The sequence below is a fragment of the Aeribacillus composti genome (assembly GCF_007827555.1).
Taxonomy (GTDB): Bacteria; Bacillota; Bacilli; order Bacillales; family Aeribacillaceae; genus Aeribacillus; species Aeribacillus composti.
The window spans coordinates 22089-37964 of record NZ_VISS01000008.1 but is presented as its reverse complement, the minus strand read 5'-3'; the positions used below and the strand labels follow the sequence as shown (position 1 = coordinate 37964).

Below are 15876 nucleotides of genomic sequence, written 5' to 3'. Positions count from 1 at the left end.
TGATGATGAACCTTTTATTTTGCAATCTTCCTTATTTTTCATACTTCACAAACGGATCAGCAATGGTAATTTTTTGCGCTTCTGCATCGCTGGTGCCTACATATAGATCAGCTGTTCCATCCCCTTTTCTGATTAAACCGCCGCTGAAAACTACATTGACAAGGTCAGGCCGCTTGGCTGCGCCTTTCAAAAAATGGGATCTCGTTGCGATTAGTTCCATATCAGAAAATTTCATTGTATCAGGATCTAATACAAACACCATCGGATAATAATGGCGGTTCCCTTGTTCATCTTTGCTTGCTATATGTCCGAGTACACCAATCAGACCGTTTGAAAGCAAATGCAGTTCGTTTGCTCCTCCCCATTCTTCATCCGTGAATTGCCCCTCTAAAAGCGTGGCTTTTTCGAGATTTTCGGGATTAAGATCATCAAGAGTCGGTATTCGGATAAACCCAATTTTGCCGAGACCGCCTTTCTCGCCTTGAGGCCTCGTCAACACTCCAATTGATCCGTCTTTTAATTCGATCACTCTGATATCCTTCATGCCTTCAGGACCTTTAGCGAATTTTTCTAAATCTGCAATATTCTTCCCTTTATAAAAAAGCGTTCTCCACCAAAGTGAGCTTTTAAAAGTGGGATGCGGAAAAATTTCAACTCCGCCAAAAACTAAATCTCCGCCAATTCTCGTCACGAACGGATCCTGCAGCTGAAATTTCGGCGCTCCTTCTTTCGGAATCCACTTTCCATCCCGATTTACAAAGAAATATACTTCTGAATGCTCGCTGTTTCGAGGCTCTACTCTACCTGCTATGACAAGTTCCCCATCATCTAAAAACGGCGCCGAGATATTATATACGTCCCTATTTCCTACACCTTTGAAAATTAACTTTTGTGGATTGATCGGCTGAGGAGCATTTTCAAATTCTTTTAGCAACTTAGCGCTTGACTTAATGCCCGTTTTCTCCAACCGCACAAAAGCTCCCTCCACACTTTTGCATTTCTGTTTCTAGCAAAGACTTTCTGATGTTTTATCATATTCAATTCCAATGATGCTTGACAATGATGTGTAACGGGGGAAAAATATTTTACAAATGGATTCATCATTTTATTTACCTTTTCAAAAGAATTCTTTTAATTATTTTACATAACAAAAGTATTTCGTCAATTATATCATTTACAAAGATCAGCAAATTATTTATATGCCCTGCCCTATTTCAAATGAAACGTTTGTGAAGTTTTTCCATTATTTCTTCAAGAGAAATTTCCGCACCTGCAACCGATTGATCCGATGCACCATAATAAATCCGAACTGTACCATTTTCCGTCAAAGCTCCGCATGTAAATACAACTTGACCGAAGAATCCGTTCATTTCATAATCCGCTTCAGGCTTTAAAATGGGTTCCTCCGTCTTAGCTAACATTTTCCCAGGATCATTCAAGTCTAGAAGCAGAGCACCTAAAGAATAGCAGTCGTTTTGATCAGCGCCATGATAAATAGCCAACCAGCCTCTATCGGTTTTAAACGGAACTGCTCCCCCGCCAATGCGGCAGCTGTCCCATCCTTTTTCGCTAAGACTAAGCAAATGCCGATGATTTCCCCAATATAAAAGATTGTCCGATTCAGCAATCCATATTTCCGGTCTGCCGATTCCTTTCGGTACAGGTCGATGCAGCGCATAGTACTTGCCATTAATTTTTTCAGGAAAAATGGCCACATCTTTGTTTTCAGGATGAAAAATTAACCCTAGCCGCCTGCATGTTTTAAAATCAGTTGTTGAGGCAAGCCCCACTCCAATGCCTTCAGGCGACACTGCGCTGTACTGAATGTAAAAAGATGCACCAATCTTAGTAATTCTTGGGTCTTCAATTCCCCATGCTTCACGTTCAGTTTCCGGATACATGAAAGGTTTATCATCAATGGTGAAATTCCGTCCGTCTTTGCTGCGGGCAAGCCGAAAATAAGATAAAGATGTGACATAGGCAGCTCTATGCATGGAATCACTGTAAAAAATCATTCTTGGGTCAGAAAAATCATATCTTGTGTCATTTTTTTGCAATTCCATCTCTTTCAGCTTTCCTTTTCCTGAAGAAAAATCGATATAAGAAATTTTCACGACATTTGGATCTGTACAGACAGGACGTTCAGCAACGCGCAGCAATAGAAGCACTTCGCCGTTCAACTGGGCAACACCAGCATTAAAAACTCCTATTACTTCATGTCCACGGTGAAAAGGTTTAACATCGCCCGGAGCAATCAGTGGATTTTCTGGAAAACGAAAAACTTTCACAACCAATGCCTCCTGTTTTAAAAAAATCTAGGAAGTTTTTTGAATTGCCATGTTATTTTTCTTCAATGTCCCCTTTTCAATTCCTGTTACCAATTGTGATCGAATGTTAAACAATCCATGATCAACGTTTGAATTATCTATCCAAAGAACATCTCATTTATACAGCGTCGCTAATATAAATATTCAGAATAAAAATCAAGGTTGATATGGCAATTTTCAATCAAAGGTAAGAGTTAAAGCATGAAATCCAGCTGTCCAAAAATCCACAAACACCTCTTGAATGGATTGGCAAGGCAAAACGCAGCACTTATGTATTGAAAGATGAGCCATTATTTTTATGGTGACAAAACAAACGAAAGATTGACATACTGCATAATGACAGGGATGGTTATCAAGGGGTGTACAGAGCAAATTCAAACAAAATTCTCTATATAAAAATGACAGTCCGATGGGTTCCTAAAATGAAGGATTGGGGAGAAATACTACTGTAAAGGACAAAAATAATCGAATAAAATTTGTAAATGTCCTTCATAGAGGCAATGAAGTCCAACAAGAAGCAATTGTATGTGCTGAATGTCCATCATAAAACTTTTGAAGAACGTAATTCAGAAAGAGAACATAAGAAAAATCCTTCATAAGACTTCTGAAGGATTAAACAAGATAGGAAAAAATGGTTTGTCCGATAAATCCCTAAAATGAAGGGGCTCCAAAAAGTCAGTTAACTTGGGCACCTCTCCAACGGAATATTTTGACTGTACCAAATGAATGGCTCCAAAAAGTCAGTTAACCCTGACTTTTTGGACAGCCCTACCATCTAAGCGTCTATTCATTTCGATTTTTTCCACCTTAGTCTGTCTTAAAAACGCTTGGCAGACAAGGAACTGATCTTTAGAGAAGATGCGAATCGAACCAAAAAAGTTCATGAGCGGACGAGGCCAGTGACGCTGGATGAAAGCATTCGCCGACAGTCTGAATGCCTCCCAAATAAGGAAGGCTAGACTTTGTTCAGCTGTTTTTATTCATTTGTATATTTTGCAAATGAAGCTCCAAGCAGGTAACAATAGTTCAAATGGCAAGAATAAGCTTTCCGCATAGCTCAAACAGCGGCTGAAAATTAAAGCCTAATTTCCGGATAAAACAATACTTTGCCGATGAACTCTTTTTTTTCTAAAATTTTTTCAAACATTTTCGGTCCTTCCTCTAACGTGATGCGATGTGTGATCAGCGCCTCAGCGTTTATTTTTCCGGTTCTCATACAATCGATGGTCGTTTTCCATTCTTTTCCCGGAAACGGAGACGATATGGCATTCCAAGATCCTAATACGGTTAATTCGTTTCGGACGATTTTTTCAAAGTAAAATCTTTCGACTAGGACGTCTCCGTATGGAATTCCCATAAATACAACCTGCCCTCTCTTTTTCGCTAATGAAAAAACTTGGGCGGAAGTTACAGGGGATCCCGCTGATTCTACAGCAATGTCTACTCCTTTTCCATTCGTCAGCTCCATGATTTGATCATATGCCGATTTTTCAAGAGGATTAATCGTAAAATCCGCTCCCATTTCTTTGGCAATATTTAATTTCTGATCATCGATATCAATCGCAAAGATTTCACTTGCTCCAAAAATTTTTGCCCATTGGACTGCGAGAAGCCCGATAGTTCCGCATCCCATGACAGCAACGCTGTCACCCGGCTGCAACGATGTCCGGTAAAGCCCGTGTACGACAACGGATGACGGCTCAATCAAAGCAGCGGAGTCATAGCTTATCTCGTCCGGTATTAAAAGCACATTTTCACTAGGCAATTTCACATATTCGGCAAAGGATCCCGGCTGTAAGGCTCCAATAACATGCAAGCTTTCACATTGGGACAAAATCCCTTTTTTGCAGCTTTCACATTTACCGCAATATAAAGCAGGACAGCCGACAACCCTGTCTCCTGCTTTTACATGAGAGACAGAAGGACCAACTTCTACCACTTCACCGGAAAATTCATGTCCCCAAATCATTCCTTGTACGTAAGGTCCCAGTTTTGCATATCTTGAAATGTCTGAACCGCATATGCCTGTTGCTTTTACTTTAATGATCACGTCGTTCTCATTTTCTATCCTTGGTTCACTAGCATCCTCGAACCGCAGATCTCGTTTTCCGTAAAGTTTTAGTGCTTTCATTTCCTATTCCCTTTCCCGCATGGTTTAATTTTCGTTATGAACCTTCATAGCTTGCTCCGAACGAACACCTTTAGATTTATTTTTGAAAAGCTTGTAAAATGCAACTGCCAACACGATTGAATTTATGATAAATTGATGTTCAATATAAAAATCGCTGACCATTCTCCCATACGGTCCAAGAATAAAATCTATGATGCTCTCAATCATTTTTTCACCTTCTTATTGACATGTTTGTCAATACTTTACTTCTTCCCCTTTGCCAAGACTTACATTAGACATATCCCCACCTGCTAAATGCGGTGGGGAACAACTGATTATTCATGAACAGGAGTTAAAATAACTTTAATTGCATCGCCGCTTTTAATTGCTTCGTATGCTTTATCCCATTCAGAAATGTTGAATTGATGTGTTACAAGTGTTTTAGTATTTACTCTATTTTCATTCATCAAGGCTAAAGACGGCTCCCAATCGCTTGGTTTTTGACTGCGAGATCCGGTAAATACAATTTCTTTTTGAATAATTTTTTCCATATCAATAGGGATTTCAGATTTTGCATAAATGCCAACCTGTACAAATTGGCCTTTCTTTTTCAATAAATCGAGCCCCATGTTCAAAGCAGGTACAGCACCGGTACATTCAAATACTGCGTCTACACCGTAGCCATCCGTCAATTCATTGACTAATTGTTTGACGTCTTCTTCTTGAATGTTTACGGCATAATCCAGTCCAAGCTCTTTTGCCTTTTCCAGCCGCAGCTTGTCATTGCTTAATCCGGTTATGATAACTTTAGCTCCTAAATCTTTTACGACTTGAGCGACTAATAAACCAATCGGACCGGGGCCGAGTACTAAAACGACATCACCTTGATGAATCGTAGCTTTCTTTACTGCATGATGTGCACATGCAAGCGGCTCCGTCATCGCTGCAGATAGAAAATCTACATTTTCAGGAAGCTTATGAACACTTTCTTTACGTGCAATCAAATAGGTTGCAAAGCTTCCATCTTGCTGCGTGCCCAGCCCTTTTCTGTTGCTGCATAAATTGTAATCACCGGACTGACAGTATTTACATGTTCCGCATATATAATAAGTAGTTTCAGAGGTTACCCGATCTCCTACCTGAAATTCAGTTACATTCTCCCCGACTTCTGCTACTACACCGGAAAATTCATGGCCTAACGTAACGGGGGCTTTCACTTTGTAATGTCCTTCATACGTATGAATGTCCGTACCGCATATTCCGCTGTATTTCACTAAAATTTTGACTTGATCCGGTCCGACTTTCGGTTCTTCCACATCTACTATTTCCAAGTTCCCAAATCCTAGTTCTTTTTTTACTAAAGCTTTCATTTCTTTATCCCTCCAGCAAGCTGCAATATTGGAGACTATTAATTGAATAGCGCAAAAATTCTATAGATAACGTAATTGATCAGATTTCCACCTTGGTCGATACTAGAGATTTTGCTCGCTCCTTCAGGCATGTTAAATTTAGATTCTACAGCCATCTCAGTATGGAGCGCCGCCAAATCTGTCGCCATGTACAGTGACAGGGCGATTAACAACGTACCAACGATTACCGAATGAACAATGTTTCCTCTTGCAGCACCGACAATAAATGCAACAATGAAAGGAATGGTAGCTAAGTCCCCAAACGGAAGAACGTTATTTCCAGGTAAAATAATGGCGATTGCTACTGTGATTGGTACTAAAATAAGAGCTGTTGAAATTACGGACGGGTGACCAATTGCAACGGCAGCATCTAGCCCGATATAAATATTTTGTGCGCCGAATTTCTTTTGAAGCAGTTCTCTAGCTGATTCAGAAATCGGCATTAAACCTTCCATTAAAATTTTCACCATTCTCGGCATTAACACCATAACTGCTGCCATAGACATCCCGATTTCGATCGTATCTCCGACAGAATATCCAGCCAATAATCCTAATGCGACACCTAAAATTAGCCCCATAAAGATCGGTTCACCAAAGATCCCAAATCTTTTTTGAATCGTTTCCGGATCAGCATTTAAATTTTTAAGACCTGGTATTTTTTGAATCAATTGGATCAATGGGATACCAAGAACTGCGTATGAAACCGTGCTTCCCGTTGCAACAGAAATTCCCGGAAGCCCGAAATATTTATCAAGCATCGGAGCTGTCCAATCTGCAATTTTCAAGCAAGCAATTTGGAATAATACCGCGGCAATTAAGCCTTGAATAATACTGCCTGATAACGTATATACAATTGCACCGGTAAAAGTGTAATGCCAAAAATTCCAAATATCTACATTCATTGTTTTTGTCGTTTTTGTCACAAGCATCAAAACATTTACTAACAATCCGAGAGGAATGATAAAGGCTGCGATTGGGGAGGCCCAAGAAATCGATGCAGCAGCCGGCCAACCTACATCAATAACATTCAGTTCGATTCCAAATCGATCAACCATTCCTTGAGCTGCCGGCCCTAGATTATTGACTAAAAGATCAACTACTAAGAAAATCCCTACGAATGCAACACCAATCGTCAAACCGGCCCGAAAGGCTTTTCCGGGTTTTTGTCCGAAAATTAACCCTAGTATAAAAATCGCCACGGGCAAAATAACTGTTGCACCTAAATCTAAAAATGCTCGTATCGCATCAACAAAACCTTGCATATTTTTCCCCTCCTTAAACCCCTACCAAAATAATCAAACGTTTGTTTAATTTTTCAGCGCTTCCAAAATTTCTTTTTTCACTTCATCCAGTCCAATGCCTGTTAAGAAAGCGCGTGCATTAATAACCGGGAACGGGTACTCCTGTTGTACAATTGTTGTACTAATTAATAAGTCAGCCGTGTCCACATAAGAACCAACTTCTGTAATTTTTATTTGAATAATTTCACATTCAATGTTATGTTCTTTGCAAAGCTGTTGCACCGCATCATTAACAATAGTTGAAGTAGCAATTCCAGCACCACATGCGACTAATACTTGTTTTTTCTTCATTTCAATTCATCTCCTTTAAATCTAAACATTCTATAATTTTTGTTTTGATTAATGTTTTATTTTTTTCTGTTGTTAAAAACTTGATGACATCCTCGTTTTGAAAGATGCTTATCAGTTTTTGCAAAATTTTCAAATGAGAATTTTGCTTGTCGATCGCTAATAAAAACACAATTTTTACCGGAGTTTTTGCCTCCTGCTCCCCCATGATTCCAAACTCAACAGCGTCTTTTAGTATCGCCAAGCTGATCGCCTTTTTATTGACATGAACGGAATCCGTATGGGGAATGGCGACAGATATATTACTGGAAGTTGGGAGACCGGTCGGAAAGGTTTTTTCCCTCTCAATAATTGCATCTATAAAACTCTCTTTTACAAAGTTTTTTTCGTAAAGATGGTTTCCCATTACTTTCAAAACTTCTTCCTGATCCTTCGCTTTTAAGTCGCAAAAAATCAAAGATTCATCAAAATGTAAATCAATCACTGGTATATCACCTACTCCATTAATAAAAGAGCTTTTATTCTTGTGCATATAATTTCAGAACTTCGTGTAAGTCTTTCATGCTTTGTGCGTTCAATACTTTATTCAAATCCTGTTCATTTCTCACTAAATTCATTAATTGCATGAATGCTTTTAAATGTTGATCTTTATCTAAAGCTGCAATCACAATGATTAACTTAATGGACTGATAGTTTTCAAAGGCTACTCCTTTTCGCAATTTCAATAAGCTCATCGATAAACGATTTACTCCTTCATCAGGTGAAGCATGTGGAATGGCTACATGTTCACTGATGACAAAATAAGGATCTGATTGGCAATGTTTGATCATTGCTTCAACATATTGTTCTTTAATGCTTTTATCCTTCAGCAAAGGCTGGGCCGCCAGTTTAATCGCTTCTTCCCAACTACGAACCGAATGGCGGAATATCATCGTTGAAGGAGTAATTAAATCGCATAAATTCGGATTTTTAATAGAATGATTTTCTAACTTGTTGTTAGAGCCTTGGTGAATATAGCTTTGAATCGCATTGTAAAGCTCTTTTTTATTTTTAATGACAGCATGCTTTTCAATAATTCCCATTAATTCTTCAACATTTATTACTTCAGGTACAAACCCATATAGGTCAGACATCACTTCTTTTCGCAATCGTCTTTTTTCTTCAGCACCAATAAAATGATCTACAAGGAAGAACTTTTTATTTGTTTTCAAATAAACTGGAGAAAAGACAATGTCATAATCCATTTCATATTGTTGGAATTCGCGCACAGACAATGAATCAAGAAAAATAAATTCAGGAAACAGTTCTCTTAGCGTCCCATACATCAATCTGGAAACTGATATTCCTTTTGGGCAGACAACTATGGCTTTCATTCTTTGGCTAATATTGTCGCCCTGCCTGGAAAGCCACCCGCCGATTAAAATTGTTAAATAAGCAATCTCACTTTCCGGAATAGCTGAACCGATTAAATCTTCCAGCGGTTTAACCGATTTTTTAACAAGATGATGCAATTCCTTGAAATTTTTATTGATATCATCAAGAACATCATTTGTATCAGTTAAATTGTATTTAATTCGAAAATAGGCGGGCTTCATATGAAGGACGAGCTTTTGAAGAAGCTGCTCTTTATCCTTCAAAAAAATGAACGTATTTTTTTCAAAGTTGTCGATCACTTGACTTAGCGCGCTTTTTAATTCAGGAATTTCTTTATCAATCTCCTCTTTAGACCAATAAACATTCGTTGTCAGCAAGTTCAGAGTAATAAAGAGCCGTTCTTCCTCTGAAACATTTGGAAAATCATGCAAAAGTTCTTCCGTTGCCAAGTATTCTTTTGTGCCGGAAATCTCATTATAATTAAGGTTAAAAGAACCGATATGATGGCCTTTCCGTATTCTTCTTAAGATAAAAATTAAAATATAAGGCATTAACTCAAGTTTTTCGTCTGTAAATTTCAGATTTAACGATGCCTCCACTTTTTCGAGGCGATTTTTAAATTCCTTTAACTCATCTACAGATAATTGCGAAATCTGAATGATCTTTTCTTTTCCTTGATCTGCTGTCCAGATGCTGTTCGTGATAGAGATTAACAGTTTCCGGCATTGAAATTCGTCTCCCTCAATGACGTATCCATACTTTCTTGAATACTTGTATTCAAGGCCGTATTGTTCGACAATATCCTTTACTTTTTTCAAATCGTCAATAACGGTATTCTTGCTCACTTTTAGTTCAGATGTGAAATGAGCCAACGATAAGGCATCCATTCTTGTTAAAATCATCAATATAATGAAATGGACGCGCTGCAGTTTCGATAAATCATAAAAATCGACTGATTGAGTATTTTCCTTTTCACTCAATACTTTTAGTAAACTCGGATCTACAACAAAATAGCCGTGATTTGTCCTTTCAATCTGAGGGAAATTTTGTTCATACAGCCATTCATTGATCTTGGAAAAACTATAATTGATCTGTCTCTTGCTCAAGTTGAATTTTTGAGCAAGTTCATTGCTACTAATGTTTGGATTTTTGATTACTTCTTTCAAAAGACAATTGCTTCGAATGTCTAGTAGCATTTGTACCTCCTTTCTAAGCACAATTTTAGGCCACTTTTCCTAAAATTGATTACGCTTTCATTCCTTTTTTTGAATTTTCGCTTTACAATTTTGGGATGAACTGATCTGTTCTCGTTATTATCAAATATTAAAGACACCTTCTGAACGAATGACATCCTCCCTTCTGATAAATCCATTTTCAGGCATTAAGGCGTTCCGAAATCGATGCTGCATCAAGTAAATGGATTCAAATCCAATTACTTATTTAATTTATCTATAGACTTCCCAACAAGGATTTAGAATATAAAGAAGTACAAGGTCAAAGACCTTGCCCAGTCGCTTGTAATCAATAGCGACGAAAAACCTGTCCATCCGGAAAAGATAAGACGGGATTCGTTTGACACTTACTTTAAAATCGAATGTCCTTGGATGTACGAGCTCTTCTTAACCGTCTTGTTAGGAATCAGCTAATATACTAACACAATTACATAATGTTATTTATAATTTCATAAAAGAAACATAATGAAAAATATTTAAAATTTTATCTAAATTTTAAAATATAATTATAGAAAATCCATATTTTATCACAAATTAAGAAAAGATGCATGAAATCATAATACAAATTCTTATTATTCATTCGTATAAAAAACGTCATTTTTTTATTGAACTCAAATAAAATTTACTGTATATTCTAATTATTTTTATAATTAAAAAATTCTGTGAGGTGGGATTAGCTGATGAGCGATTTTTTAAATGAGAAATTCACGGTTGCTGCCGTACAAGCCTCTTCGATTTTATATGACAGGGAAAAATGCTTGGAAAAAGCTATTTCGTTAATTGAAGAATCCGCGAAACAAGGGGCTCAATTAGTTGTATTGCCTGAGTCTTATATTCCTGGCTATCCGTATCACATCTGGTTAGGAACACCAATGTGGTATCATGAACTATTTAAGGAATGGTTTCTCAATTCTGTAGAAGTACCTAGTAAAACAACTGATGCTTTATGTGAAGCTGCACGAAAACATAATATACATGTCGTTATTGGTATCTCAGAGCGCGACGGAAAAACATGCTATAACACAATTTTATTTATTGATAATAAAGGGAAAATTTTTGGAAAACACAGGAAATTGATGCCGACTCATGTTGAGCGTGTTCATTGGGGCATGGGAGATGGAAGTTATCTAAATGTTTATGACACAGAGCTGGGACGAATGAGCGGGCTGGTCTGCTGGGAGCATACTATGGATTTGGTACGTCATTCCCTTATCGCACAACGCTCCCAGCTGCATTGTGCCGTATGGGTAGGATTTTCAAGTATAACGGGTTGGGATACATTATTTGATATGTCTACTGAACTATCTGCGCGTTATCATGCTCAAGTAGGCGGATGTTTTGTTATCAATTGTCAAAGTACAGTCGACAAGGACAATGTGGAAAAGTTAACACAGACTGATTATCAAAAAGAGTGGATAAAGCCTGGAGGGGGCTGGACGGCGATTATCGCACCCGGTGGTTCCATATTATCCGGTCCTTTAAAAGGAAAGGAAGGTATTTTGTACGCTGAAGTTGATATGAAATTAATTGCTGATATGGCACATTGGCACGATGCCATCGGACATTATTCACGACCTGATGTGACTAGTCTTCTGTTAAACCGCGAGCCTTATAAAGTGCTCCGAGATATGAACAATGCCAATAACATTAGTAATCCGAAGAATGGAAGTGGTCATGATCAACAATCTGTTGATCAAATAATGAACTTGTTAAAGCAATTAGAACAAAATCTTCGAAGCAGTGAATCAGATGAGCTCAGCAGAAGATTATCAGAAATTCAGCGCGAAGCCGTTCATGCAATTACAAGGGGGAATTAACCATGTGTCTTTGTTCTTTCGGTCCGAATTCTGGTGTTCACACTTATGATGTGACAAAATCAAAAGTAACGTATTTCAAATATAATATCAATGATCGTACTTTAGTTACGAACAAACAAGAGCAAGCAGATAGTGAAGCGTTGCTAAGGGAAAAAGTCAATCATTATAAGCATATGCAACAAAAACTCCCTTGTTTTTCTCGAAACTAGGGAGTTCCGAATGACAGAATATAGCCAATTTTTCAAACGAACGAACATTCGGCTGTTCTTCATTATAAATCGCCGACCAGCAACCATTACGGATCAGCAGGTTGCAAATAAACAGAGACAAACAAAATCCGAAATGCTTCTGACCGCAAGCTGCCATTGACCGTCATCTTGTATGGAAAGAGCATCTTGAAATTTTAGCTCAGAGTTAAGCAGGAAAAATCAGGAGCTTTACAATCGGTATTTCGAAAGAACGGCTCTTCTTGTGATTATTTTGCAAAACGAGGTGCTCTAAGTATGCTCCTATAGTCTATGATTTCACGATTCCTTGACGCCACATGATCCAATATGAAACGGAAACTTTATTTTATACGCTAACTCTTGAAAGTCTATAAAAGGATTGCGGTTTCCCTGTATATAATAAATCGATTGGTTCCGATGCTTTTCATAGATGGAAACGGGAAACGATTCATGCCAGTGAATCAGTAAAGAAAGATTAATTTGTTTAAGGCTGCTTTTTTTTATTTCATTCGGGTATCGCAATAAAAAATACATCATTGCTCTCGCAACAGTACCTTTGCCATGTTCCGGTTCGAATCGGCCGTCTTTAACAACTCCGCAGCGATTGCGGATTTTTTCTTTTGGCGATTCCGGCTGATAAAAAGAAAAATCATGAAAAGGATAATTGGATCGTTTGACATTGCACTCCGGATGACAAACAAATAAATGATGCAAATCGCTTTTCATCGGTTCCCGTGCATGAAACCAAGACTGCGGAACAATATGTTCTGTATTATATTTTAAACGCAAGTCAATGCTTTTCATCTTTTTCAATAAAGAAATGTCCTTTTTGCTGACTATTTCTAAAAGAGCTTGAAATTGCTCATATCTTTTTTGAATTATTTCGAAATCTTCTTGTATGATTCGGCTAGGATCGCTTTTTTCGCCAGAATAGATGCTTTTCACTGTTCCATCCGGCTGCAAATCGACCCACGTATACAAATAATGATCTTTGCATATAAAATACGGCAGCTGATTTTTATGTGTTTTTTTCACTAGATTATGATAATGGTAAAATAGGTTCAGCCCCTTGATTTCTTTTCCGATGACATTTTTGTAATAATGCTCTATATCTTTTTTATCTTTTTCTGAATCATAATAAAACTTCGTGTTTTGGCGGATTTTTTCCTGATTCTGCAAAAGAGTAAGAGATGTCCGAGTACGATCTTTTTTCTGCCACTCCTTGTGCTCTGCAATATTTTTAATTAAAGGTGCATCTTTTCTCCTTTTTCTTCCCATCATTCCTCATACCTCAATAATTAGTATCATGCTTGCAAACAATGAAACTTTGTTACTTTTGCCGCTTGCGAAATACAAGAAAAAATTTTCATCGTCAACAGCCAATCAAAAACCTTCTATTATTCTTTATTAATGGAATAATGCCAAACTCCTTTTTCCATCTCCTTTCTAATTTTTCCGTTGAATTCTAAATAATCTAGATGTCCTATAATTTCAGACATCACAAGCGAAAACTGCTCCGAATACTTATTTCCATAATAGGCTTGGGCTAGACCGCTCGCGGTTGTTACCCCGTTTAAAATGAGATTCATAATTTTTTCCGCTTTTTTTTCAATCCCTTTTAATCTTTTATTTATTAAATCTTTCGGGTCTTGAATGAATACGCCGTGTCCCGGAAATACGAGATCAAGAGGCAAATCCGAAACTTTCTCTAAAGAATGTTTATGCTGGAGTAAAGTCGGCATCCGCCGTCCAAAAGAATCGGGTTCGACAAGTGCGTTGCTGGATATATGCTGAATCAGCAAATCACCTGAAATCATCCAACGATGCTTTGGATCATACAGCGCAATTTGATCCGGAGCATGTCCGGGCACCTCGATAATTTGAAAATCCAAATGGCTGCTCTCGACTGGAATGATCTCCGCTTGGATAGCAAGTTTTCTGTTTTTCACAATCGATTCTTTTAAATAATCGACCTGCTTCCTTCCTGCTTCATGACATCCCATTTCCTCATATAATTTAGAAAAAAACTCCACCCTCATCTCAAGAAATTGGCGGTCTCTCTTTAAGCGCGGGATCGCATTTTTGTGGGCATAAACTTGAATGGGGTGATCCGCAATGATTCGATTCACTAATCCTACATGATCTATGTGGTTGTGAGTTAAAATGATTTCAGTTAAGTCATGCAAAGCCAACCCGTTTTTTTGCAGCGTTTCCAACAATGCATTCCAACAAGCCTCATGATCCAAACCGGCATCTATTAAAGCAAGGGATTCTTTTGCTTTTACTAAAAAAAAGTTGATCGTTCTTAAATTAGACGGAACATCGACGATAATCGGGATGATTTCATAATTTTGCTTGCGAAGCTCCATATTTTTACTCCCCCTTTGTTTTGACGAACCAAATAAACCGCTTAAAACCCCCGACTTTAAAATTTGATACAAAGCGAAAAAAAAGAGTTATGTGATTTGTTTCAGTCTTTGCAGTGCAGACGCTTACTTTAACCAAATCCCCATTTTTGCCATACCCTTCGGAAAATTTAGAACTGTATAAACATATTATATGTTTTTTTAAAAAGGTTTGTAAAAGAGGGGCTGCCAATTTATTTACAACTTGTAAGGGAAACAACACAATATCAATTATTCCTGGGGTTCGGTCACGGATCACGCTGTTGTCTTTGCCGCTTCAGAGAAAAATCCACAGGTAATCTGGCTTACAAGGTGCTGTTAATCGAAGCGCTTCACATAAAAACATCTAAGCTCTTTATTGAAAAACAAATAACCCCTTTCCTAAAATTCAATGGAGAGGGGAGGAAATCAGCTTGAACCTTAAAATCATACAGCTTCATATTCTTTTCAACATGTTGATCTAAAATTAGATTACATTTTAGTTAGGCATATCTGATTCATATTTTCAAATCATGACCCTGCAATGTTTTCTAAGTCGAATGGAGCTTATTTCAAATTAAAGCTTAATAACCTAGTTCACGGGAAATTTCTTTTGCTGTCTTCAATAATTCCTTGGTGTATATAGAATTTTCAGATATATCTATAACACCGGATAGACCAATCACAGTTAATGCTGCGACGAGCTCTTTATTTGGTCCGAAAATTGGGGCAGAAATAGCTGTGATTCCAGGCAAATACGATTGAGTATAAGCATATCCTTCTTTTTTTATTGTTGATAGTGTTTCCTCTAATTGCTTTTGATTCATTTGATTTTTGGAAAGCTCACGATCAATTAAATCTTTTGTTTTAGTTTCTGGATAAAAAGCAGCAAAAATATTTCCAGTTGCACTAGTCGTTAGAGGAACGATCGATCCGACTCGAACATTAATTTTAATTAGTTTGCTGCTTTCTTCCCAACTGATAAAAATCGGCCCCTCATTTTCAATCCAAATAGCTAACGCAATAGTCTCATCTAATGTCTTATTTAATTGTTTAATAAACGGCTGAGCCTTAATATGTATATCAACATTTTCCATGGCACGAATGCCAATCGAAATGAGTTCATCTCCAAGGGCATATCGTAAGTCAGAACCTTTTTTTAAAAAACCAATTCTGCATAAACTTACAAGATAACGATAAATTTGGCTTTTTGGCATATTGCATATTTTAGATAACTCTGTAATAGTTAATGGTTCGTCGGAACGGGATACAGCTTTAACTATAGAAAATCCTACCTCAATTGATTTTATTCCCTTTTTTTCCATTTCCATATAGTTTCCCCTCATTCTCCACTTTTTGTTATCTATATTACCATAAGGAATTTTGATCGACCTTATTTAAAGTGCG

13 protein-coding genes are annotated in these 15876 nt (G+C 37.5%); 1 reads left to right on the top strand and 12 read right to left on the bottom strand.

All coding sequences use genetic code 11. The annotated features are described in order from the left end of the window. Positions 1-31: 31 nt before the first annotated feature. The 9 genes from FB379_RS05900 to FB379_RS05860 all read right to left on the bottom strand — a co-directional run bounded on the left by FB379_RS05900 (position 32) and on the right by FB379_RS05860 (position 10005). Entirely contained in the window at positions 32-973 is a 942-nt protein-coding gene (locus tag FB379_RS05900; RefSeq protein ID WP_063388861.1) for an MTP-1 family protein, read from the bottom strand. A gap of 241 nt (positions 974-1214) precedes the next feature. Further along, positions 1215-2288, bottom strand: a complete 1074-nt coding sequence (locus FB379_RS05895; RefSeq protein WP_144597399.1) for a BtaManbiosPhlase — start codon at positions 2286-2288, stop codon at positions 1215-1217. Positions 2289-3402: 1114 nt separating this feature from the next. After that, positions 3403-4458: a galactitol-1-phosphate 5-dehydrogenase gene (locus tag FB379_RS05890; protein WP_066251196.1), complete on the bottom strand. Its 1056-nt coding sequence runs from the start codon at positions 4456-4458 to the stop codon at positions 3403-3405. A 24-nt stretch (positions 4459-4482) separates the two neighbouring features. After that, on the bottom strand, positions 4483-4665 hold the full coding sequence (locus FB379_RS05885; protein WP_063388864.1) for a hypothetical protein: 183 nt from the start codon (positions 4663-4665) through the stop codon (positions 4483-4485). A 107-nt stretch (positions 4666-4772) separates the two neighbouring features. Then, positions 4773-5807 carry a zinc-binding dehydrogenase gene (locus tag FB379_RS05880; RefSeq protein ID WP_063388865.1) on the bottom strand — a complete coding sequence of 345 codons (1035 nt, stop codon included), beginning with the start codon at positions 5805-5807 and terminating at the stop codon, positions 4773-4775. Positions 5808-5845: 38 nt separating this feature from the next. After that, positions 5846-7108 (bottom strand): PTS galactitol transporter subunit IIC, encoded by a 1263-nt coding sequence (locus tag FB379_RS05875; protein WP_063388866.1) that lies wholly within the window; start codon positions 7106-7108, stop codon positions 5846-5848. Positions 7109-7153: 45 nt separating this feature from the next. Further along, the gene (locus tag FB379_RS05870; RefSeq protein ID WP_063388867.1) at positions 7154-7438 is read right to left on the bottom strand and encodes a PTS sugar transporter subunit IIB; all 285 of its coding nucleotides are present in this window, start codon (positions 7436-7438) and stop codon (positions 7154-7156) included. 1 nt (position 7439) lies between these two features. Then, positions 7440-7919, bottom strand: coding sequence for a PTS sugar transporter subunit IIA (locus FB379_RS05865; RefSeq protein ID WP_082829602.1), 480 nt, complete (start codon positions 7917-7919; stop codon positions 7440-7442). Between the two features lie 34 nt (positions 7920-7953). Further along, a complete protein-coding gene (locus tag FB379_RS05860) occupies positions 7954-10005 on the bottom strand; it encodes a BglG family transcription antiterminator (protein WP_144597397.1) in 2052 nt (683 codons plus the stop codon). A 716-nt stretch (positions 10006-10721) separates the two neighbouring features. Between FB379_RS05860 and FB379_RS05855 the strand changes: the two genes are divergently transcribed. Then, positions 10722-11858: a carbon-nitrogen hydrolase family protein gene (locus tag FB379_RS05855; RefSeq protein WP_144597395.1), complete on the top strand. Its 1137-nt coding sequence runs from the start codon at positions 10722-10724 to the stop codon at positions 11856-11858. A 524-nt stretch (positions 11859-12382) separates the two neighbouring features. On the opposite strand, the gene FB379_RS05850 is transcribed toward FB379_RS05855, so the two are convergent. From FB379_RS05850 to FB379_RS05840, 3 genes are all read right to left on the bottom strand, one after another. After that, complete coding sequence (locus FB379_RS05850) at positions 12383-13366, bottom strand: endonuclease I family protein (RefSeq protein WP_338420489.1); 984 nt, start codon at positions 13364-13366, stop codon at positions 12383-12385. Between the two features lie 116 nt (positions 13367-13482). Next, entirely contained in the window at positions 13483-14454 is a 972-nt protein-coding gene (locus tag FB379_RS05845) for an MBL fold metallo-hydrolase (protein WP_117017164.1), read from the bottom strand. Between the two features lie 599 nt (positions 14455-15053). Beyond that, a complete protein-coding gene (locus tag FB379_RS05840) occupies positions 15054-15800 on the bottom strand; it encodes an IclR family transcriptional regulator (RefSeq protein WP_063388872.1) in 747 nt (248 codons plus the stop codon). Positions 15801-15876: the final 76 nt, after the last annotated feature.